The organism is Achromobacter sp. GQ309 (assembly GCF_059759315.1).
This window is the reverse complement of record NZ_JCAXDP010000004.1, coordinates 380,979-400,914: the sequence shown is the minus strand read 5'-3', so window position 1 is coordinate 400,914 and position 19,936 is coordinate 380,979. Positions and strand designations below refer to the sequence as shown.

Sequence of the window (19,936 nt, the reverse complement as noted above, 5' to 3'; positions counted from 1 at the left end):
CCATGTCCATCATCACTGCCCAGACCACCTTCCAAGGCTATCGCCGCGACAATGGCCGCGTCGGCGTGCGCAACCACGTCATCGTCCTGCCCGTGGACGACATCTCCAACGCCGCGGCCGAAGCCGTCGCCAACAATATCAAGGGCACCCTGGCCCTGCCTCATCCTTATGGCCGCCTGCAGTTCGGCGAGGATCTTGAACTGCACTTTCGCACGCTGATCGGCACCGGCTGTAACCCCAACGTCGCCGCCGTGGTCGTGATCGGCATCGAGGAAGGCTGGACCAAGCGCGTCGTCGACGGCATCGCCGCCACCGGCAAGCCCGTCATGGGCTTTTCCATCGAACTGCACGGCGACCACGACACGATCATGCGCGCGTCGCGCTGCGCCAAGGAATACGTGCATTACGCCACCGCACTCACGCGCAGCGAATGCCCCATCGCCGACCTGTGGGTCTCCACCAAGTGCGGCGAATCCGACACCACGTCCGGTTGCGGCGCCAATCCCACGGTGGGCAATGCGTTCGACAAGCTGTATGCGCTGGGCTCCACCCTGGTGTTCGGCGAAACGTCGGAGCTGACCGGCGGCGAACACATCGTCGCCGAACGCTGCGCCAACGACGCCGTGCGCGAGCGTTTCATGTTCATGTTCGACCGCTACCAGGCCATGATCGACCGCTGGAAGACCAGCGACCTGTCCGAATCCCAGCCCACCAAGGGCAACATCGCCGGCGGCCTGACCACCATCGAGGAAAAGGCGATGGGCAACATCCAGAAGATCGGCAAGCAATGCCGGGTGGATGGCGTCATCGACAAGGCCGAGATCCCCGATGGCCCCGGGCTGTGGTTCATGGACTCGTCCTCGGCCGCGGCGGAAATGGTCACGCTGTGCGCCGCCTCGGGCTACGCCGTGCACTTCTTCCCCACCGGCCAGGGCAACGTGATCGGCAACCCGATCCTGCCGGTCATCAAGATCTGCGCCAATCCGCGCACGGTGCGCACGATGTCCGAGCACATTGACGTGGACACCAGCGCCCTCCTGCAGCGCGAGATCGACCTGAACCAGGCCGGCGACAAGCTGCTGGAATGCATGCTGGCCACCGCCAACGGCCGTTGGACCGCGGCCGAGGCCCTGGGCCACCGCGAGTTCGTCCTCACGCGGATCTTCGAAAGCGCCTGACAGGCCTTTCCGGCGCCGGCGCGGTCAGGAGAACGCGCCGGCCGCCTTCGCGGCTTCATCGCAACATCAACGACAAGAACCTGCAGACCCGGGCGCAGTCCGCGGCAGCAAAGGCGTACGCATTCCTACCCGGGCGTTATCCCCAAGGAGGAAGACAGATGAGTAGCGAACCGCATTACCCCCTGCACGATGCGCAGCGCCGTCGCCTGCTGGGCGCCCTGGGCGCCGCCGGCCTCTGTGCGCTGGCCCCGTGGGAACGCGCGCTGGCGCAGAAAGGCGCGTGGCCCGAGCGTCCCATCAACTACGTGGTGCCTTTTCCGCCGGGCGGCCTGACCGACGTGGCCGCGCGCCAGGTGGGCAAGGCGTTGGCCGACGCCGAACGCTGGAACGTGGTGGTTGAAAACAAACCCGGGGGCAGCGCCAACATCGGCGCGGCGCATGTGTCGAACGCCGCGCCCGACGGCTACACCTGGCTGGCCATCACGCTGTCGCACGCGGCCAACGCCACGCTGTTCGCGGGCAAGGCCGGATATGACCTGACGCGCGACCTGACCCCGCTCGCCGGGCTGGCGTCGTCGCCGATCATGGTGGTCGTCAACGCCAAGAGCAACATCAAGACCATGGACGACCTGGCGCGCGCGGCCAAGGCCAAGCCGCTGTCGGCCGGTTCCAGCGGCAACGGCACCCCGCCGCACCTGACGCTGGCGCTGTATCAGAAGCTGACGGGTGTGCCGCTGATGCACGTGCCGTACAAGGGCGGCGCGCCGTCGCTCACGGACCTGATCGGCGGGCATCTGGACGTGGTGTTCTCCAACTACCCGGAATCGCTGGCGCACGTGAAGAACGGCTCGCTTCGCGCGCTGGCCATCACCACGCGCGAGCGCAGCAAGGACCTGCCCGACCTGCCCACCACGGCCGAAGCCGGCCTGCCGGACCTGATCGTCGAGAACTTCACGGGCGTGCTCGCGCCGGCCGGCACGCCACCTGAACTGGTCCAGCGCATCGGCGACGCCATCGTCAAGCAGGTCTCGCAGCCCGCCATGCAGCAGTCGTTGCTGCAACTGGGCTTCGTGCCGCAGCCGCGCGGCCCGAAAGAGTTCGGCGCGTACCTGAAGTCCGAGGTCGACCGCTGGGCCAAGATCATCCGCGACGCCAACATTCAGGTCGCCTGACGCGGCCAACCTGCCACCACGAAAAGGAGCCCGGCAGATGCGAGTTTTGATATCGGAGTTCATGGACGCGCCTGCCGTCCAGGCCCTGCAGCAGCGGTTCGACGTGCAGTACGCGCCCGAACTGGTCGAGCAGCGCGGCGCGCTGCTCGCCGCCGTCGCGGATGCCGACGCCCTCATCGTGCGCAACCGCACTCAGGTGAACGCGGAGGTGCTGGCCGCCGCGCCGCGCCTGGTTGCGGTGGGCCGGCTGGGCGTCGGGCTGGACAACATCGACCTGGCGGGATGCGAGACGCGCGGCATCAAGGTCATTCCCGCCACGGGCGCCAACGCCCGCGCCGTGGCCGAATACGTCGTCGGCACGATGTTGTCGCTGTTGCGCGGCGCCTATGGGTCCACCGCGGACGTGGCGGCCGGCGTGTGGCCCCGCAATGCGCTGTCGCAGGGGCTGGAAGCGCACGGCCGCACGTTGGGCGTGGTGGGATTCGGCGGCATCGGCCGCCTGGCCGCCCAGCTTGCGCGCGGGCTGGGCATGCGCATCGTGGGCAGCGACGCCGCCCTGCCGCCCGACCATCCCGCGTGGCAGGAAGCGGGCGCAGAATCGCTGTCACTGGACGATCTGCTTGCCCGGGCGGACGTCGTGACGCTGCACCTGCCGCTCACGCCCCAGACCCGGCATCTGCTGGACGCCGCGCGCATCGAACGCATGCGCGCCGGCGCCATCCTCATCAACACATCCCGTGGCGGCATCGTGGACGAAGCCGCGCTGGCGGCGGCGTTGCGGGCCGGGCGGTTGCGCGGCGCGGCGCTGGATGTCTTCGAGCAGGAACCGCTGCCCGCGGGCAGTGCGCTGGCCGACGCGCCGAACCTGATCCTGACACCGCACATCGCGGGGCTCACGCAAGAGGCCAACACGCGCGTTTCCGACATGGTGGCCGCCGGTGTGACAATGGCGCTTGACGCCCGCGCACGCTGACGAGGCGCGGCGCGCCTCACACGACAGGAAGGATATGGCTCACATCTATCTGGACGAACTTCAACACCTGGCCGCGGCCGGTCTTGCCGCCGCCGGCGCCAACCCGGTCATGGCCGACAGCACCGCCCGCGCACTGGTCTTCGCGGAAAGCCAGGGGCTCAGCTCTCACGGTCTGTCGCGCGTGCCGTTCTACGCCGGTCATCTGCGCACCGGTCGCGCCATCGGCTCGGCCGTGCCGCGCCTGGTGAACGAACGCGGCGGCGCAGCGCTGATCGATGCCGGTTCGGGCCTGGCGTTTCCCGCCTGCGCGATGGCGGTCGAACAGGCCACGGCCCGCGCCCGCGAGCATGGCGTTGCGTTCGTGGGCGTGGCCAACAGCCATCACTTTGGCGAAGCGGCCTACCACCTGGAAGCCCTGGCGGACGCCGGCATGGTGGGGCTGGCGCTGAGCAACTCGCCTGCCGCCATGCCCGCCTGGGGCGGCAAGCGTCCGCTGTTCGGCACCAACCCCGTCGCGGCGATCTTCCCGCGCCGCGGCGGCGCGCGGCTGGTCATCGACCTGTCGCTGTCGCAGGTGGCGCGCGGCAAGCTCATGATCGCCGCGCGCGACAACCAGCCCATTCCGCTGGGCTGGGCGCTGGACGCCGAGGGCCAGCCCACCACCGACCCCAAGGCGGGACTGGCCGGCAGCATGCTGCCCGCGGGCGGCGTCAAGGGCGCCATGCTGGCGCTCATTGTCGAACTCATGGCCTGCGCGCTGACCGGCGCGCGCTTCGGCTACGAGAACGAGTCGTTCTTTGTGGATGAAGGCGGCCCGGCGCGGCTGGGGCAGGCCTTCATGGCGATCGATCCCAACGCGCTGGCGGGTAACGATGTCTACCTGGAACGCGTGGAAACGCTGGTCGACGCCATGCTCGAAGACGAAGGCGTGCGCCTGCCGGGCGACCGCCGCCGTAAGCTGCGCGACGAGGCGGTCAAGCACGGCCTGGATCTGCCGGATGCGTTGATGACGCAGTTGCGCACGCTGGCGGGTGCAGGCTGAACCGCGCGGCCTGACCGCGCGATTTGACTGCCGGGCTTGGCTGCCGGGTTTGACTGCGGGACTTGACCCCGCCGCCCGGCGCCCCTACTGCCCGTGGGAGAACCACAGCATCAGCGGCGCCAGCAGCAGAAACACGACGGTGGACACCAGCACGGCGCCCGCCGCGGTGTCGCCCAGCGGCGTGTAGCGCCGCGCGTACATGTAGCTGACCACCGCGCACGGCATGGCCATCTGCAGCGTCAGCGCACCGGCCAGCACCGGCTCCAGGTCCATCGCCCACACCACGGCCAGCCCGGTCAACAGACCCGCCACCAGGCGGATCGCACCAACCTTGGCGCCGTCGCGCATGCCGTTCGACGGAATCAGCGCCAGCGCATGGCCCAGGCTCAGCAGCATCAGCGGCACCGTCACCGCGCCCAGCATGCGCGCCGTCTCGATGATCCACGCGGGCACCGGCACGTCCAGCAGACGCAGCGCCACCGCCACCAAGGACGCCAGCAGGATCGGGCTCTTCCAGCTTCCCTTGGTGTTGACGCCGGGCAGCATGCGCACTGCGATGGTGTGCATAACGAATGAACTCACCGCAAAAAAAGCCACCGCCACCGACAGGCCCGCGTCGCCGAACGCCAGTTGCGAAATAGGCAGGCCCAGGTTGCCGGCATTGGGCTGGAACGCCGTGGGTAGAAGGCTCAGCACAGGCAGCTTCCAGGCCTTGAGCAGCGCCGCGCAAATCAACGCGCATAGCAGCAGGGCGATAAGGGTTGCTGCAGCCACGTCGGCCAGCGCGCGGTTGTCCAGGTGGGTGGTGACGAAGGTATGGAACACCAGCGCGGGCGTGGTGACGGAGGTGACCAGCGTGGTGATGAAGTTGCCGCCGAAGGGAAGATCGCGCTTGCCCCAGTAGAGCCCGATTCCCACGCAGAAGAGCAGGGGCATCATCAGCACAATGGCTGACAGGTAGAACTGCGCGATGGCCAACATGGACTATTCCGTCAGAGATAAAAAGATTGATGCGTCACGGCATCATTGCTTGCCCCGGCCGGGGCGGTCGCCGCAGCATGGGGACATTGTTCACAAATGGACCATCCCGTCCTCGCCGCCATGTCCGCCACACCGATGCGCATTCCTGCCCACTCATCGCGTTGCGCCGTCCGCAGCGCCATTCCACCCGCCGGCCTGCATCTGGCAGACCGGCAGGCAGCTTGCCTGCCGTTATCGGACAGACAGGCCGCGTGCCTGCGGTGGTCCGCCGCGGGCAAAACCAGCTGGGAAACCGCCCGCATATTGGGCGTCAGCGAAAGCACCGTGAATTTCCACCTGCGCAACGCCTGCAGCCGCCTCGGCGTGCGGGGCCGGCGCGCGGCCGTGGTGGCGGCGCTGCGGCTGGGCCTGCTCGAGTTCAAGGCTTGATGACGACGGACCGCAGGAATTCGCGCGCGCGCTCGGCGGGCAGGCTTTCCTCGGTGCCGGCGGCCACGGCCTCGATCAGCATCGTGTCCGTCACCCACACCTTGGCCTGCAGCCATCCGGGCTTGCCCACCGCCTTGCCGCGCACCTCGATTTCCTGGCCATAAGGCGGCCATTCGTTGGGCGGCGGCGCCTGCATGTTGGTGTAGAGCGACCGCATCAGCGCCACGCCCAGCGCCTGCCGGGCCGCGGGGCTGGCCGCGATCTCCGGTGGCAGGGGCGCCGACCCCACGGCAAACACCGCTTCGCCGACGGTCGCGCTGGCCATCGTGAACTTCAACGCATGCGTGTCCAGCTTCAGATCGCGGGTTTCCGTCGACACCCGGGCGGGGAACGCGGCGCGGACGTGGCCGTCCGCCACATCCATCTCGCGCCAGTTGTAACTGGGCGAGCAAGCCGCCAACGCCAACGTCAGCGTCAAAAAAACGCCCGCTTTCTTGAACATGAAACGAAACAGCGATGAAATCGTCATTACCCGAGGACTCCAGGGTCCCGTCATTTCGAGGAATCCAGAAATTGTCGCCGATTTCCATGGCGCCCGCGCCCGATGGCACGTTGCTCGCCAATTATTGCTGGCCCGCCGCGCCAAACGTCCCGCCTCCGATAGCGGGCGACGGAGGCCGGCTATCCGATGACGGGCTATCCGATGACGGGCACTCCGGTGACGCGCAGGCCGCAGACGGGCTGCCGGCAGCCCGGCCCAGCATCTATCTGCTGCACGGCCTGAGCGAGCACGCCGGACGCTATGACCGGCTGGCGCGCTGGCTGACCGCCCGGGGCTGGACGGTGGGCGCGCACGATCACCGCGGTCACGGCCGCTCCGGCGGACACCCCGCCACCCTGCGTGACCAGGAAGACCTGGTCACCGATGCCGTGGACCGGCTGCAGGACTGGACACAGGCCTGCGGCCGTCCGCCCATTCTGCTGGGTCACAGCCTGGGCGCCCTGGTCGCCGTGCGCATCGCCCAGCGCCGGCTGGCCGACCTGGACGGGCTGGTGCTCAGCTCCCCGCCCTTTGCCGTCAATGTCCCGCAATGGGTGCGCCGCACCCTGACATGGATGTCTCTGCATGCCCCCGACCTGCGCGTCCCGCACGGCCTGGCGCCCGCCCGCATTTCCCACGACCGGGCCGTCGTAAAGGCCTACCGCGCCGATCCCCTGGTGCGGCGCCGCATGACCGGCCGGCTGGCGCGCTTTGTGGACGAAGCCGGCCAGCAGGCGCTGCGCGAAGCCAGCCTGCTGCCCTGCCGCACGCTGCTGATGGTGGCCGGCGACGACTCCATCGTGGCGGCCGAAGGCAGCCGCCAGTTCGCCCAGCGGGCGCCTGCTGAATTGCTCACCCTGCGCTGGTACGACACCGCGTGGCACGAGATCTTCAACGAAACCGCCCCCATTGCCGATCCCGTCTATGCTGACCTGGATGAATGGCTGGCGCGCACCGCCCAGGCATTGTCCCTGTCCCCAGTACTGGTTCCCTCAGCACAGGAGGCCAGCACCCCGTAAAATCCGGCGACAGCCCCCAACGAGAACAATCCGTGACCGATACTGCCGCCAACCGCCTCGCCCGCCTAGAGGCCAACCGCTCGATGCTGACCCAGACCCTGCGGGGCATCGAGAAAGAAGGCCTGCGCGTGGACGAACAGGGCATCCTGGCCCGCACGCCGCACCCCGCCGGGCTGGGCTCGGCGCTGACCAACGAACACGTCACCACCGATTATTCCGAGTCGCTGCTCGAGCTCATCACGGGCACGCACGACAACGTGGACGCGCTCCTGGCCGAGCTTGCCGACACGCACCGCCACGTCTACACCGTGCTGGACCATGAACTGATCTGGAATCAGTCCATGCCGGCCACGCTGCCGCCCGAACCTGAAATCCCCATTGCCTGGTACGGCACGTCCAACACGGGCATGCTCAAGCACGTCTACCGCCGCGGTCTGGCCGAACGCTACGGCAAGACGATGCAATGCATCGCCGGCGTGCACTACAACTTTTCCCTGCCCGAAGCCCTGTGGTCCGTGCTCGACACGCAGCCCGGCTCCGACCAGGACCGCCGCTCGCGCGGGTACATCGGCCTGATCCGCAACTTCACGCGGTATTCGTGGCTGCTGATGTACCTGTTCGGCTCGGCGCCCGCGCTGGCCAGCGGCTTCCTGCAAGGCCAGGACCACGCGCTGGACAAGCTGGGCGACCACACCCTTTACCTGCCCTACGCCACCAGCCTGCGCATGAGCGACCTGGGCTACCAGAACAAGGCGCAGTCGCAGCTCAAGCTCTGCTACAACGACCTGGACACCTTCCTCGGCCGCCTGTACGGCGCCGTGACGCAGCCCTGGCCCGACTATCAAAAGATCGGCACCCACCGCGACGGCGAATGGATCCAGCTCAACACCAACGTGCTGCAGATCGAAAACGAGTACTACTCCAGCATCCGCCCCAAGCGCGCCACGGGCCGCTGCGAACGCCCCATCACGGCGCTGGCCGAACGCGGCGTGCAGTACGTTGAAGTGCGCTGCCTGGACATCGATCCGTATTCGCCGGTCGGCATCGACGCCACCACCGCCCGTTTCGTCGACGCCTTCCTGCTGTTCTGCACGGCCTCGGACAGCCCGTTCTTCCCCGCCAACGGTTACTGTCAGCGCAGTGCCGACAACTTCTCGGTCGTCGTCAAGGAAGGCCGCAAACCGGGCCTCACGCTGGACCGCGACGGCCAGACCATCGGCCTGGCGCAATGGGGCCACGAACTGCTGGATCAGATCGCGCCGTACGCGGCGCTGTACGACAGCGCCATGGGCGGCACCGCCTACGCGGATGCGCTGGCGGCGCAACGCGCCAAGCTTGACCAGCCCGACACCACGCCCTCGGCGCGCCTCTTGGCCGAACTGAAGGACAGCGGCCTGTCGTTCCACGATTACTCGCTGGCGCTGAGCCGCAAGCATGCGGATGCGCTGCGCGCGCAGCCGCTGCCGGCCGACGTGGCCACGGCCTATCAGCAAGCCGCCGAAGCGTCCGCCGCCGAACAGCTCCGCCTGGAACAGTCGGACACTGAAGACTTCGATACCTACGTGAGCCGCTATCACGCCGCGCTCAAGGCGCCGCGCAAATAAGGCGTATCGTTAGGGATTGGTCCGCGCCGCGCCCCTGCGGGGTGCGCGCGTGGGCCTTACCAGTCACATCAGGAGGTTTTATCCATGCGCCGCACCGCAAAATTTCTGCTGGCCCTGGCGGTCAGCGTAGCGGGCATTGCCCACGCCGCGCCGCCGCCCATGCAGACCGTCGAATCCGTCGACCTGAAACGCTACGTGGGGATGTGGTACGAAATCGCCAACTTCCCCATGTTCTTCCAGCGCAATTGCGTGGGAGACACCACGGCCGAATACACCGCGCATCCGGACGGCACCATCGGCGTGAACAACCGCTGCCGCACCAAGGACGGGGATATCGATTCGGCGTCGGGCACCGCCACGGTGGTCGAAGGCAGCAACAACGCCAAGCTCGAAGTCACGTTCTTCAAGCCATTCAAGGGCGATTACTGGGTGATCGGTCTGGATCCCGAATACCGCTGGTCCGTCGTCGGCACGCCCGATCGCAAGTACCTGTGGATCCTGTCGCGCTCACCCAAGCTGCCCAAGGAAGAACTGGACAAGGCGCTGGCCGCCGCCACGGCGCAGGGCTATCAGCTCGATGAGCTGCGCTACACGCCGCAGAAGTAAGCGCCCCCCTCAGCCCGCGGCGTAGTCGCGGGCCAGCCTGACCACCGTCACGCCGGGCTTCAACTGCCGCAGCGACGGCATGATCAGCGTGCAGTTGTCGTAGGGCGTCACCACCGGCTGCTCGTCGGCCCAGCCGATGAGCGATCCGGCCTTTTCAAACGTTTCCAGCCCCGACCAGGGGCCGGCAAACCGCACATTCATCGACGGCGCCACCACGGCGTCCGTCACTTCCAGCACGCGTTGCGCCGCCGGATCCGGCAGCAGCCAGCCTTCGGGCAGGTCCGGCGCGTCAATCACGCCCGATTCCACCAGCATCCGCGCCACCATGTCGTGCGCCACATCGCGCGACGACAGGTCGCCATGAAAGCCGCATTCGATCAGCAGGGCGCAGGCGTCGTCGCGAGCAGGGTCGCCAAAGTGTTCAAAGTCGCGCATGCGCACGCCGTCCTTGTGGCCGGCGTCCACGATGACGTGCTGCGGCGCCTTCAGGCGGCGCGCCAGCGCGATATTGCGCGGCAGCACGCCCGTCAGCAGCAGCGGCGCCCCCGGCTCGTGCATCGAATGCAGGTCCAGCAGCCAGTCGGCACGCCGCACCCACGGGCGCAGCGCCGCGCCGCGCTGGCGGTCCGGCGACGTGGGATTGTCCAGGCGCTCGGCGCTCCAGACGCGGTTCATGTCTTCCTGCACGAAACGCGACGCATCGTGGTTTGCGTGATCGAAGCGGTCGAACGCGTCCAGGTTGCAGAAGGCCAGCGTCAGGCTGCCGCGGCGCGGGCGCAGACCCGAAGCCAGCAGGTCCTTCAGCGCCCAGGCGCCGCACAACTCGTTGCCATGCACGAGCGCGCTCACCATGAGCGCCCGTCCCGGCACGCCCGAATCAAAGTGCCACACGCCCAGCGTGTCGGTATTGCCCGCGCGCTCGGCGGCGATGTCGGGAACGGGGAGCTTGAATTCCATGGTGATATCCGCTTGATGCCTGGTCTTTCGATGGTGTGATGCGTCGCGCGCAGCCTTATTGCGCTTCGATCTTGGCGGCCTTGACCAGCGCGCCGTACTTCTTGGTTTCTTCAGCCTGGAACGCCACCGGGTCCACGCCCGGCTTGGCCACTTCGCCGCCGGCGTCCTGCATCTTGGCGCGGAACTGGTCCGACTTCAGCGTTTCATCCAGCACGGTGCGCAGCTTGGTCACCACCGGCTCGGGCAGGCCGGCCGGGCCGTACAACGCAAACCACAGGTTGATGTCCACGGACTCAAAGCCCTTGGTGGCGGCCAGCGGCGCGATCTCGGGCGCGGCGGGCGAACGCTTGTTCTCGGTCAGGCCCAGCGCGACGATGTTGCCGCTACGCACCTGCGGCAGCCCGGAGGACAGCACCAGCATGCCGTAGTCCAGCTGACCGCTCATCAGGTCGGTCACCAAAGGCGACACGCCGCGGTAAGGGACGTGCTCGGCGCGGGTGCCGGTGGCCTGGTTGATCATCTCGCCGGCCAGGTGCAGCGTCGTGCCCACGCCCGACGAGCCGTAGTTGAACGTGCCGGGCGCGGCGCCCTTCAGCTTTTCCAGATAGTCGGCGGCGGTCTTCACGCCCGAGTTCTTGCTCGCGGCCAGCAGCATCGGCTGCGAGGCCACGATGCCCAGCGCCGTGAAATCCTTGGCGCTGTCGTATTTGACGGCGGTGTTGATCATGCGGGCGATCACCATTTCGTTGGTGGAGCCCAAAAAGATGGTGTAGCCGTCCGGCGCGGCGCGCGCCACACGTTGCGCGCCGATCGTGCCGCCGGCGCCACCCACGTTCTCGACCACAACGGTCTGGCCCAGGCGCTTGCCCAGTTCCTCGCCCAAGAGGCGCGCGGTCAGATCCAGGCTGCCGCCTGCGGGGTAACCGACGATCAGCGAAATGCTGCGGGACGGATAATCGGCCGCGCTCGCGGCAGGGGCCGCGGCAAGCGCCGAGGCGGCACACAACGAGACTAGCGCCGCACGCAGCGGCTTCAAGATGGACTTCATGACTTTCTCCCTGGGGTGCTGTGGGTGGACGGCGGAGCCGTCTCATTTGATTTCGGGAGCTATTTTCGAGCGCGGCCCAGGGCCAGTCCGTGCCAAAGCGGCACATCGTTGTGCTGATCGGGATTCTGGCGGCGAGATATGGTCGCTGAAACTCCAGGTGCTAAGCAGCAGGCGTTGAACTTCAGGCGCTGGAATCCGGACCCGAGGCCAGACCTGAATTCACGCCTTGCGATTCGCCGTCGCTTCCCAGGCGGCTTCGGCCAGGTCGGTCAGCCGCGCGCGCGGGCGGTACAGGCGGACTTCGAATGCGATCTCGTCGCTGCGCCCGCCCAACTCAGCCAGCGCGCCGCGCCGGCAGTCGGCCGCCACCATGGACCACGGCAGCCAAGCCACCCCCACACCCTTGGCGACCGCGCCATGCGCCGCGTCCAGCGAATCGCTGCGCACAAACGGCGTCAGCGCATACGGCGTGGCCTCAAGCCGATCCCCCACGATGCGCTCCATTGCCAGCCCGCCGGTGTACGTGATGAGCGGCACGGGCGCCCCGCCCTCCTGCAGCAGAAAACGCGGCCGGCCCCGGGTATCCATCTGGCTGACCGGCACCAGCTTGTCCGTCGCCAGCGTCATATACCGGTAGCGCGAAGGGCTGAGCGGCACGGACAGCGCCGGATGCTCGTAGCAGCACAACAGGTCGACCTTGCCCTGTTCCAGCCGCACCACCAGGTCCTGCGCCTTGCCGGTGGACAGCTCCACCTGCGTGCCGTCCGTCAGCACGCGTGGCGTGCGGTGCCGCAGCCGCGCAATCCAGTCCGCCACCAGCGTGCGCGCCAGGCTGCGGCCCGTGGCGATGCGCAGCACGGCCTCGCCGCCCGCGCCCGAACTACGGATGCGATGGCGCACCAGCCCCATCTGCTCGACGACCTGCGTCGCCGTCTTGAGCAGCGTCTCGCCTTCGGGCGTCAGCGTCACCGGCAGGCGCTGGCGTTCCACCAGCGGTGTGCCGGCCCACGTCTCCAGCGCACGGATGCGCCGCCCGAAAGCGGGATGCGTGACGTGCCGCAGCTCGGCCGCACGCACGAAGCTGCCGGTCTGCGCCAGCGCAATCAGATCTTCGAGGAGTTTCAGGTCTGCCATGGACGACAAGCTTACGGCATCGCGCGTGCTAGGCCGCCGCTTGTCCCTCGGGCAGGGACAGGATGCGCGCGATGACCTGCGCCGTCTCGCGGTAGTGCGCCGCCAGCAGCGCCACCGCGCGATCGGCATCGCGCGACACCGCCGCATCCAGCAGCGCGCGATGCTCGTCGTCAACATCGCGTTCAGGGCCGTACGCCATGGCTTGCGCGCGCGCCGGCCGGCGGTAGCGTTCGGTCTGCGCGTACAACTGCGCGGACAGGTCCAGCAGCCAGGGCGAGCGGCAGGCGCCGATCAGCGCCTGATGAAAATCCTGGTGACGCGCTTCCAGTGCGTCCTCGCGGTCCGGGTCCAGTCCCGGCGCGGCGTCCGCCCGCCGCGCGGCCAGCGCCAATGCGTGAAACGCCCCAACCAGCCGCGCCTCCCAGGCGTCGTCGGCATTGGCCAGCGACCGGCGCAGCGCGTCGCAATCGATCAGGATGCGGGTCTCGCAGGCATCGCGCATTTCGTCCACGGATAGCGGCGCGATGCGAAACCCGCGCGACGTCGTGGTGAGCACCATGCGTTCGCTGCGCAACCGGTTCAGCGCCTCGCGGATCGGTGAAAAGCTGCCGCCATAGCGCTGGCGCAGCAATTCCAGCCGCAGCGACTGGCCCGGCGCAAACGCGCCGCGCATGATGTCGCGGCGCAGTTGCCGGTAGATCTGTTCGGACAGCGTGATGTCTTCGATCTCGGCGCCGCCGTTTGCCGCCGCATCCTCACGCGGGGCCTTGATTTTGGGTTTCAAGCGCGGCGCTCCTAGACGGCCACCACCGGGTGGCGCAGCGTGCCGATGCCTTCCACGCAGGCCACGACCACGTCGCCCGGCCACAGGAACTCCTGCGGCTTGCGGCCGGCGCCCACGCCCTCCGGCGTGCCGGTGGCAATGATGTCGCCCGGCTCCAGCGTGATGCCCGCGCTGATGTCGGAGATCAGGAACGGCACCTTGAACAACATGTGGCGCGTGTTCGAGCCCTGCTTCTTTTCGCCGTTGACCGTCAGCCACAGGTCCAGCACCTGCGGATCGGGAATTTCGTCGGCGGTCACGATGCACGGGCCGAACGGCGCATAGGTGTCCTGCCCCTTGGAATAGATCCATTGCCCTGCGCGGCGGCAATCGCGCGCGCTCATGTCCAGCATCACGCTGTACCCGAACACATACGACAGCGCATCGGCCTCGGCAACGCGCGACGCGCGGCGTCCGATGATCACCGCCAGCTCGACTTCCCAGTCCAGTTGCTGCGTGATCTTCGCGTTGTGCTCGATGGCGTCGCCCGGTCCGATCACCGTCGTGGGCGGCTTGGAGAAGATGACGGGCTGCTTGGGCAGGTCGGCCGACGTGTCCAGCGTGCGGCTGGACTCGGCCACGTGTTCCACGTAGTTCAAGCCGATGCCGAAGATGTTCTTGCGCGGACGCGGGATGGGCGCCAGCAGCTTCACGTTCTCCTGCGGCACCGCGCTGCCCACCGGCCAGTTGCCACGGAACGTGTCCAAGAGACGCGTCGCCTGCGCGACTGCCACCGGCCCCAGATCGATGAATTCCAACATGTCGTCGGGCAGGTCGACCCCGCCTTCCTGACCCAGCAGGAACAGGTCGATCACGTAGCCGTCGACAAGCGCGCCCAGGCGGGCGGCGGCGGTGGGATGAGCGCGAAAGGTCACCAGGCGCATCGGGAACTCCAGAAGGTCAAAGGTTGATGGAACCGGCCGCCGCGGCGCGGCGGTTTGCGTTCAGAAACTAGATCAGCTGCTGATGGCCGCTGTTGTCCTGCACCGCTTCCTCGCGATACAGGGCCAGCGAGCGCATGACGGGCAGATCGTTGAAACAGAAGAGGCATGCGTCGTCGTTGGACGACAGGTTGGCGTGTTCGTGGATGGCCCAGGACGGCACGCAGAAGATGTCGCGTTCGGTCCAGTCATAGCGCTTGCCGTCGATGACGGAAAAACCGCTGCCCTTGGCCACCTGGTAGATGAAGCTGCCGGTATGCCGGTGCGCCTTTGTGTGCTCGCTGGGACGCAGCAGCTGCATGCTGGCGCCAATTGTCGGCATCACGGGGCCGCCCGTCGCCGGATTGACGTATTCCAGCAGGATGCCGTCGTAGGGACTGCCCGCGGTGGTGCGCGCGTAGCGGCGCAACGCCTCGTACGTAGGCTCCCATTCGTACTTGAAGAGCGGGGAATACGGCTTGGTCCAGCCGGACACCTGCGGCCGCAGCGCCACGCCGCCCCACGCGCCGCTGGTGTCGTCCACCGGGTGCGTGACGGTCTGGTTCAGGTCTGGATGCACGGCATAAAAGCCCGCTTCCAGCGCATTGACCAGCGGGATGTCCAAGCCGTCCTGCCAGATGCAGGTGGTGCCGTCCTCGGCCACGCCGTGCTCGTGCCAGGTGCCGTTCGGCGTCAGCACGAAATCATTCGCCCCCAGCGTCATCTTGTGGCCGTCCACCACCGTGAACGCGCCCTGTCCTTCCATGATGAAGCGCAGCGCCGAATGCGTGTGCGCGTGCGCGGACGCCAGCTCACCCGGCCGCATCACCTGCAGCCCGGAATACAGCCAGCCCACCGCGGCCGCCACGTCGCGCCGGCCGGGATTGTTCAGGTAGATGACGCGGCGGCCCGCCTCTTCGGGGGACACCAGTTCGGCGGACCGCAGCACGTGACCGCGCAGGTCCTGGTAGCGCCAGACCACGGGCACGGACGCCGACCGCGGCGCCCACGGCTCGATCTTGTTCGCCACCGTCCACAGCGCGCCGGTCTCCAGCCGCGCCAGCTCCTGGTAATAGGCCACCCGCTCCGGCGAGTCGGCCACATTGGCGCGGCCCGCGGTGTCTTCGCGGTAGGCGTCGTAGCGGTTCGCTTCCATTCCGTGCCCCTGGTTTTATAAAACGCCGAGGATTTTCGAAAATACTAAGCGCGGGGCCAGAGGGCGGGCAATGGCGAAACGCTAGGGGTTTTCCTTGAACGGCGAAGTCGCTTCGCAAAAATATCTTGGCGACCGTGGCAAAAATACTGTACAAAAACACAGTGCGACGTGATACATTGCGCTCGCCCGAAAAACTGTCGTCCAGGGGAGAATTCCTGTGTCAGAAGCTGCTCATCTCGTTCAGTACATCGTCGTTCCCTACCGCGCCGCCGCCAATGGCGTCGCCCCCGGGGAAATCCGCCCGGCCAGCAGCGAATTCGGAGCCATCCGCATCGCGAATTCCATGGCCTCCAAATTTGCCGGCGTCGCGGCCTATGAAGTGATGATCGACAAGGAAACCGGCGACATGGAATCGCCGCGCATCCTGATGCAGATCGGCACCGTGCCTTCACTGGACGACTAGCCAACGGAAATCGCCCGCCCCGCATGCTCGCGGGGCGGGCGATTCAATGGCTTGGCGTGCAATGCCAGCACGCAGCCAGTACCTCCGTGGGATCCGTCATTCGCAGACGCCTGATCTGCGAACGCTAGAACAGATACTTGATCCCCACCGAGCCACCCACCGCGCGCAAGCCCGAAGCGCCGCCCAATCCCTGCTCGGCGTTCAACTGCACATTGACGAACGTGTTCTTGCCGGCCCGACGGTCGTAGCCCGCCGATAGCCCCACGCGCGATCCGTCCAGCTTGTTGTCAAAGGCAATGTCGCCTTGCGTCAGCGTCTGGTAGGAACTGGACGATTCCCCCAGCGTGTGCCGGTAGCTCAGCATCAGCCATCCGTGGTTCTGCGCGCCGTCCTGCTCGCCCCACGCTTTGGACAGCTTCAGACTCACGCGCGAATGCAGCGCCTGCGATGCCGGCAACGCCACTTGGCCAACGTCATCATCGCCGTCGCGCAGCTTGACGTGCTGGACCATCGCCTGCGCCTGAGGTTCGAGTCGAAGGCCACTAGACGCATCGCCAATGTCGAACGCCTTGCCGGCTTCGGCCGACAACGCCACGCCCCAACCCGACGTCTGCATTGACATGCCATCCGCGCCGTTCGATTGGGTTTTCACGCCATAGCGGCTGATCTGCGTGACGAAGTCGGCATACCCGCCCTTGCCGTCCATCATCGTGTAGTACGCGCCCAGACCGTACATCGTCTGATCGCTGCGGCCGGCATTGATGGTCGAACGCGTGGATGCCTGGAAATGATCCACGTCGGCTCGGGATACCAACGCGGTGCCGAACACGCCCAGGCTGTTGCGGCGGATGCCCTGGCTGGTCACGAAGAGGTCCGTGCCCACCTGCAGGCCGCCCAGCGTCGTGCGGCTTCCCACCTGAGACTGCAGGATGCCGCGCGACGCGCCATCGCGGTTTTCCCATCCGCCCAGCGTTCTGGCCCACGCATACGGGTAAACCTTCCGAGCCAGCGTTTCGGTGGCGCCCATGCGTTCATTGAACGTCCCCACCGCCACTTCAGACTGCCTCAAGGCTTGGCCGCCCAGCTGCGAGTACAGCGAGACCTCGGGGCGGGTCTCGCTGATCAAATACCAGTTGTTGGCAAGTTCCGGTGAGCCATCCAGCGCGCCATGCGTCAGCACGTAGTGGAACGCGCCGCTCCGCGAAGCTTGTCCAGGCGTTTGCTGGAATGCGTTGTCCGTGCCGGCGCCGGCCTTGACCAGCAGATAGCCGTTTCCGCTGAAGGCATCGCCAAAGCCGCCGTCGGTGTTGACCGTCAGGTTGGTCAGCCCCGTGGCGCCCGCGTTCAAGGTGAGGTAATCCGCTGCGCCGTTGGCGGGGGGCCCCAAGTGCAGTTGCACTTCGCCGCCACTGCCCACCAGATTGTTGGCGGTGAACGTTCGGCCGATCTCATCGTGCGCCCAGTCCGCGGGCGGTGCAAACGCGACGCTGCCTTCGAGCCGAAGTTCACCGACGGTGCTGAGGTTGTTTGCTTGCGCGGGATTGGAGGCATCGGTCAGCACGTTCCATTTGCTGGTCGCGTCGATGGCGAGACTGGGTCCATCCACCCAGCCGTCGAGCGTGGCGCCGCCTGCCAGACGCAAATCGGCGCCAACCGCCCCCACGACCCGGGCGACCGCATGATCGGCCTGGCCCAGCGACGTCCCCCGGATCTCAAGCGCGCCGTCGAATAGCCGCGTGATGCCGGTGTACGTGAGCGGGCCCGTCAGCGTCGTCATGCCTTCCAACTGATGCAGCTCGCCGCTACCCGATATGGCATTGGAGAACGCGCCCCGGTGCTGAGACATCGCCAGGACGGCATTGTTTTCGATCGCACCCGCGCCCAGAGATCCGCCGTATTGCGTTCCGCCGGCGCCAAGCTGAAGCACCCCTTCTTCGATGACGACCGCGCCGGAAAAGGCGTCATTGTCACGACCGATGGACAAGGTTCCCGCGCCGGTCTTGATAAGCGCGCCCGATCCGGTGATGTTTCCGAACAGGTGTACGTCCGCCGCCTGCCCTTGCGTCGCCAGCTCTGGATTTCCTGTCCGGATCACGCCGTCTCTGGCGAAATGCATGTCTCGGTCCATCACCGTCGCGGCCTCCACCTGCAGCCCGCCGCCGTTGAAGGTAAGCGTGCCTGACCGATCACCCAGATTGATGTCGTGGTCAATCGCGAGCCACCCGCCCGACAGCGTCCACGGCGTTCCGACCTGGCCGGTCCCGCCTATCAGCTTCCATGTTCCGGCCGACGTTTTCTCGAAGGCATTGAAGCCCAGATATTGGGCCGGTCCGGTCGCACCGGTTCCGATCAGGCTGACATCGAAGACGTTGTTGTCGTAGTCCAGGCGGGCGTCCCAGCCACCATCAAGAACGAGCGTATTCGTGCCGCCCGATTCCGTGGCATCGACCAGGCCGATGATCTGGCTGTCCGGGTTGTCCCAGCCGCCCTGCGCCTTGAGCACCAGCGTGGAATCGCGGGCGGTCTCGGCATATTTGATGGCGGTGTCCTGGTTCTCCGGGCCCTGCGATATCGTGCCCGTATTGATGATTACGGAGTTGGCGCCCGTGACGTAGACGCCGTGACCGCTCGTGCCCCCGGCGCCGCCTGCGGGGCCGCCCTCGACGTAGCTGCCAGGCCCGCCGTTGCCGCCCGATCCGCCAGCCGCCCCGCCGCCGCCTCCGCCACCGCCGTAGCCGTCCAGGACGGCATCGATTTCTTGCCGGCTCAACCCCAACTCCAGCGCTTCGGCCGCTTCAGGGTTGGCGATGCCGCCGTCTACCCCCGACTCTCCGCCGGCGATGCCGCCCCCGCCACCCATGCCGGAAATCTGACTCTCGAATAAAGCCTGGCCGGGCGTCCCTCCATGGGTGTAGGTGCCACCGCCCCCGCCGCCACCGCCTGCAAACTTGCTGGCCCCTGGACTCTGAATATTGCCTCCGCCCGACGAACCATTGCCACCCGCGTGGCCCCCATCTCCGCCAAAGCCTGCCCCAAACGCGCCGCCAAAGGTGAGGTCCGCGCCGCCGCCACCCCCGCCGCCGCCACCGCCGCCCGCGCCCCCGCCGCCGTCACCGCCGCGGCCGCCATTACTGGACACGGTCATATGAAAAGCGCCTCCGCCACCGCCCCCGCCGCCGCCGCCCTTGCCGCCGCTGATCGCGTACCCGTCGTTATGCAAGACCACGCCGTCGCCCGAGATCACGATGCCGTGCCCGCCGTTACCTCCCGAGCCTCCCGCGCCCCCCACGATACCGCCGCGTCCACCGCCACCGCCGCCGCCCCCCCCGCCGCCGGGCGCCCCTTCAATGTCGTCATAGGTCGTATAGGACGTCGTGATATCCAGGGCGGTAATGCCATCCCCGCCGTCCCCGCCTCTGCCGCCATTGGCAGCCCCGCCAACGCCGCCGACGCCCGCCTCGCCGATGATCAGCGCGCGCGCTGCGGGATGCGGGGACATGCCGAGAGAGATCAAGGACAGGCCAAAGAAAAGCCTGAGCGTGATGCCGCGCGCTTTGTGGATTTGAGTCGGGGTCGAATGTGCGTGTCGCAACGCCAAGCAAGAATCCGTGTGCATCTCTGGTTCATCCTGGGTAGTGGATTCACGCGCGGCTTCACGAAAACAATTGCTCCCGGCGCATCGGGCTGCACCAGGGCGAAATCGTCTGCTTGAGGTTTTAAGAACGTGGAACACCGGACTTGCCGGTTGCGCGCTGAATTCCGATTAATGACATCGCGCGACGTCGGCTGAGTAGTCTCAAGTAATTATTGATACCCATATCGTCGGCGCAATTGATTCTGTGTATGCGCGCAGGATTCGCCGAGAGTACGTTTACTCCGTTGGCCCGCAA

General features: G+C 67.2%; 18 protein-coding genes. 9 read left to right on the top strand and 9 right to left on the bottom strand.

Translation table 11 applies throughout. The features are described from left to right. Window positions 1-2: 2 nt before the first annotated feature. The 4 genes from AC6CIE_RS15090 to AC6CIE_RS15075 all read left to right on the top strand — a co-directional run bounded on the left by AC6CIE_RS15090 (window position 3) and on the right by AC6CIE_RS15075 (window position 4,365). Complete coding sequence (locus tag AC6CIE_RS15090; RefSeq protein WP_175125143.1) at window positions 3-1,178, top strand: UxaA family hydrolase; 1,176 nt, start codon at window positions 3-5, stop codon at window positions 1,176-1,178. Between the two features lie 158 nt (window positions 1,179-1,336). Continuing rightward, window positions 1,337-2,350, top strand: coding sequence for a Bug family tripartite tricarboxylate transporter substrate binding protein (locus tag AC6CIE_RS15085; protein ID WP_175186047.1), 1,014 nt, complete (start codon window positions 1,337-1,339; stop codon window positions 2,348-2,350). A 37-nt stretch (window positions 2,351-2,387) separates the two neighbouring features. Further along, window positions 2,388-3,323 carry a hydroxyacid dehydrogenase gene (locus AC6CIE_RS15080; RefSeq protein ID WP_498092692.1) on the top strand — a complete coding sequence of 312 codons (936 nt, stop codon included), beginning with the start codon at window positions 2,388-2,390 and terminating at the stop codon, window positions 3,321-3,323. Window positions 3,324-3,357: 34 nt separating this feature from the next. Then, the gene (locus AC6CIE_RS15075; protein WP_312433907.1) at window positions 3,358-4,365 is read left to right on the top strand and encodes an Ldh family oxidoreductase; all 1,008 of its coding nucleotides are present in this window, start codon (window positions 3,358-3,360) and stop codon (window positions 4,363-4,365) included. An 84-nt stretch (window positions 4,366-4,449) separates the two neighbouring features. Here AC6CIE_RS15075 and AC6CIE_RS15070 read toward each other — a convergent pair whose 3' ends face one another. Beyond that, on the bottom strand, window positions 4,450-5,346 hold the full coding sequence (locus AC6CIE_RS15070; RefSeq protein WP_498092690.1) for an AEC family transporter: 897 nt from the start codon (window positions 5,344-5,346) through the stop codon (window positions 4,450-4,452). Window positions 5,347-5,442: 96 nt separating this feature from the next. Here AC6CIE_RS15070 and AC6CIE_RS15065 point away from each other — a divergent pair, with 96 nt between their 5' ends. Further along, entirely contained in the window at window positions 5,443-5,775 is a 333-nt protein-coding gene (locus AC6CIE_RS15065; RefSeq protein ID WP_239216411.1) for a helix-turn-helix domain-containing protein, read from the top strand. Here AC6CIE_RS15065 and AC6CIE_RS15060 read toward each other — a convergent pair. Then, window positions 5,765-6,304, bottom strand: a complete 540-nt coding sequence (locus AC6CIE_RS15060) for a hypothetical protein (protein ID WP_175139440.1) — start codon at window positions 6,302-6,304, stop codon at window positions 5,765-5,767. The genes AC6CIE_RS15065 and AC6CIE_RS15060 overlap by 11 nt on opposite strands. A 44-nt stretch (window positions 6,305-6,348) precedes the next feature. On the opposite strand from AC6CIE_RS15060, the gene AC6CIE_RS15055 reads away from it, so the two are divergent. The 3 genes from AC6CIE_RS15055 to AC6CIE_RS15045 all read left to right on the top strand — a co-directional run bounded on the left by AC6CIE_RS15055 (window position 6,349) and on the right by AC6CIE_RS15045 (window position 9,545). Then, window positions 6,349-7,335 carry an alpha/beta hydrolase gene (locus tag AC6CIE_RS15055; protein WP_498092688.1) on the top strand — a complete coding sequence of 329 codons (987 nt, stop codon included), beginning with the start codon at window positions 6,349-6,351 and terminating at the stop codon, window positions 7,333-7,335. 32 nt (window positions 7,336-7,367) lie between these two features. Further along, window positions 7,368-8,939 (top strand): glutamate--cysteine ligase, encoded by a 1,572-nt coding sequence (gene gshA, locus AC6CIE_RS15050; protein WP_175139442.1) that lies wholly within the window; start codon window positions 7,368-7,370, stop codon window positions 8,937-8,939. A gap of 84 nt (window positions 8,940-9,023) precedes the next feature. Then, a complete protein-coding gene (locus AC6CIE_RS15045; RefSeq protein WP_175125135.1) occupies window positions 9,024-9,545 on the top strand; it encodes a lipocalin family protein in 522 nt (173 codons plus the stop codon). Window positions 9,546-9,554: 9 nt separating this feature from the next. On the opposite strand, the gene AC6CIE_RS15040 is transcribed toward AC6CIE_RS15045, so the two are convergent. The 6 genes from AC6CIE_RS15040 to AC6CIE_RS15015 all read right to left on the bottom strand — a co-directional run bounded on the left by AC6CIE_RS15040 (window position 9,555) and on the right by AC6CIE_RS15015 (window position 15,583). Next, a complete protein-coding gene (locus AC6CIE_RS15040; RefSeq protein WP_498092686.1) occupies window positions 9,555-10,502 on the bottom strand; it encodes a M14 family metallopeptidase in 948 nt (315 codons plus the stop codon). A 55-nt stretch (window positions 10,503-10,557) separates the two neighbouring features. Next, window positions 10,558-11,550, bottom strand: a complete 993-nt coding sequence (locus AC6CIE_RS15035) for a Bug family tripartite tricarboxylate transporter substrate binding protein (RefSeq protein ID WP_175125133.1) — start codon at window positions 11,548-11,550, stop codon at window positions 10,558-10,560. A 219-nt stretch (window positions 11,551-11,769) separates the two neighbouring features. Further along, a complete protein-coding gene (locus tag AC6CIE_RS15030; protein WP_175125132.1) occupies window positions 11,770-12,684 on the bottom strand; it encodes a LysR family transcriptional regulator in 915 nt (304 codons plus the stop codon). A gap of 28 nt (window positions 12,685-12,712) precedes the next feature. After that, on the bottom strand, window positions 12,713-13,468 hold the full coding sequence (locus AC6CIE_RS15025; protein ID WP_498092684.1) for a GntR family transcriptional regulator: 756 nt from the start codon (window positions 13,466-13,468) through the stop codon (window positions 12,713-12,715). An 11-nt stretch (window positions 13,469-13,479) separates the two neighbouring features. Then, a complete protein-coding gene (locus AC6CIE_RS15020; RefSeq protein ID WP_175125130.1) occupies window positions 13,480-14,391 on the bottom strand; it encodes a fumarylacetoacetate hydrolase family protein in 912 nt (303 codons plus the stop codon). Between the two features lie 67 nt (window positions 14,392-14,458). Then, window positions 14,459-15,583 carry a cupin domain-containing protein gene (locus tag AC6CIE_RS15015; protein WP_498092682.1) on the bottom strand — a complete coding sequence of 375 codons (1,125 nt, stop codon included), beginning with the start codon at window positions 15,581-15,583 and terminating at the stop codon, window positions 14,459-14,461. Window positions 15,584-15,800: 217 nt separating this feature from the next. On the opposite strand from AC6CIE_RS15015, the gene AC6CIE_RS15010 reads away from it, so the two are divergent. Continuing rightward, window positions 15,801-16,046, top strand: coding sequence for a hypothetical protein (locus AC6CIE_RS15010; RefSeq protein ID WP_056327580.1), 246 nt, complete (start codon window positions 15,801-15,803; stop codon window positions 16,044-16,046). Window positions 16,047-16,170: 124 nt separating this feature from the next. On the opposite strand, the gene AC6CIE_RS15005 is transcribed toward AC6CIE_RS15010, so the two are convergent. Further along, entirely contained in the window at window positions 16,171-19,545 is a 3,375-nt protein-coding gene (locus AC6CIE_RS15005; protein WP_498092680.1) for an autotransporter outer membrane beta-barrel domain-containing protein, read from the bottom strand. Between the last annotated feature and the right edge of the window lie 391 nt (window positions 19,546-19,936).

Coding starts and splice junctions, on each gene's coding strand:
- AC6CIE_RS15090 (WP_175125143.1), top strand. CDS start 3: ATGTCCATCATCACTGCCCAGACCACCTTCCAAGGCTATCGCCGCGAC.
- AC6CIE_RS15085 (WP_175186047.1), top strand. CDS start 1,337: ATGAGTAGCGAACCGCATTACCCCCTGCACGATGCGCAGCGCCGTCGC.
- AC6CIE_RS15080 (WP_498092692.1), top strand. CDS start 2,388: ATGCGAGTTTTGATATCGGAGTTCATGGACGCGCCTGCCGTCCAGGCC.
- AC6CIE_RS15075 (WP_312433907.1), top strand. CDS start 3,358: ATGGCTCACATCTATCTGGACGAACTTCAACACCTGGCCGCGGCCGGT.
- AC6CIE_RS15070 (WP_498092690.1), bottom strand. CDS start 5,346: ATGTTGGCCATCGCGCAGTTCTACCTGTCAGCCATTGTGCTGATGATG.
- AC6CIE_RS15065 (WP_239216411.1), top strand. CDS start 5,443: ATGGACCATCCCGTCCTCGCCGCCATGTCCGCCACACCGATGCGCATT.
- AC6CIE_RS15060 (WP_175139440.1), bottom strand. CDS start 6,304: ATGACGATTTCATCGCTGTTTCGTTTCATGTTCAAGAAAGCGGGCGTT.
- AC6CIE_RS15045 (WP_175125135.1), top strand. CDS start 9,024: ATGCGCCGCACCGCAAAATTTCTGCTGGCCCTGGCGGTCAGCGTAGCG.
- AC6CIE_RS15040 (WP_498092686.1), bottom strand. CDS start 10,502: ATGGAATTCAAGCTCCCCGTTCCCGACATCGCCGCCGAGCGCGCGGGC.
- AC6CIE_RS15035 (WP_175125133.1), bottom strand. CDS start 11,550: ATGAAGTCCATCTTGAAGCCGCTGCGTGCGGCGCTAGTCTCGTTGTGT.
- AC6CIE_RS15030 (WP_175125132.1), bottom strand. CDS start 12,684: ATGGCAGACCTGAAACTCCTCGAAGATCTGATTGCGCTGGCGCAGACC.
- AC6CIE_RS15020 (WP_175125130.1), bottom strand. CDS start 14,391: ATGCGCCTGGTGACCTTTCGCGCTCATCCCACCGCCGCCGCCCGCCTG.
- AC6CIE_RS15015 (WP_498092682.1), bottom strand. CDS start 15,583: ATGGAAGCGAACCGCTACGACGCCTACCGCGAAGACACCGCGGGCCGC.
- AC6CIE_RS15005 (WP_498092680.1), bottom strand. CDS start 19,545: ATGTCCCCGCATCCCGCAGCGCGCGCGCTGATCATCGGCGAGGCGGGC.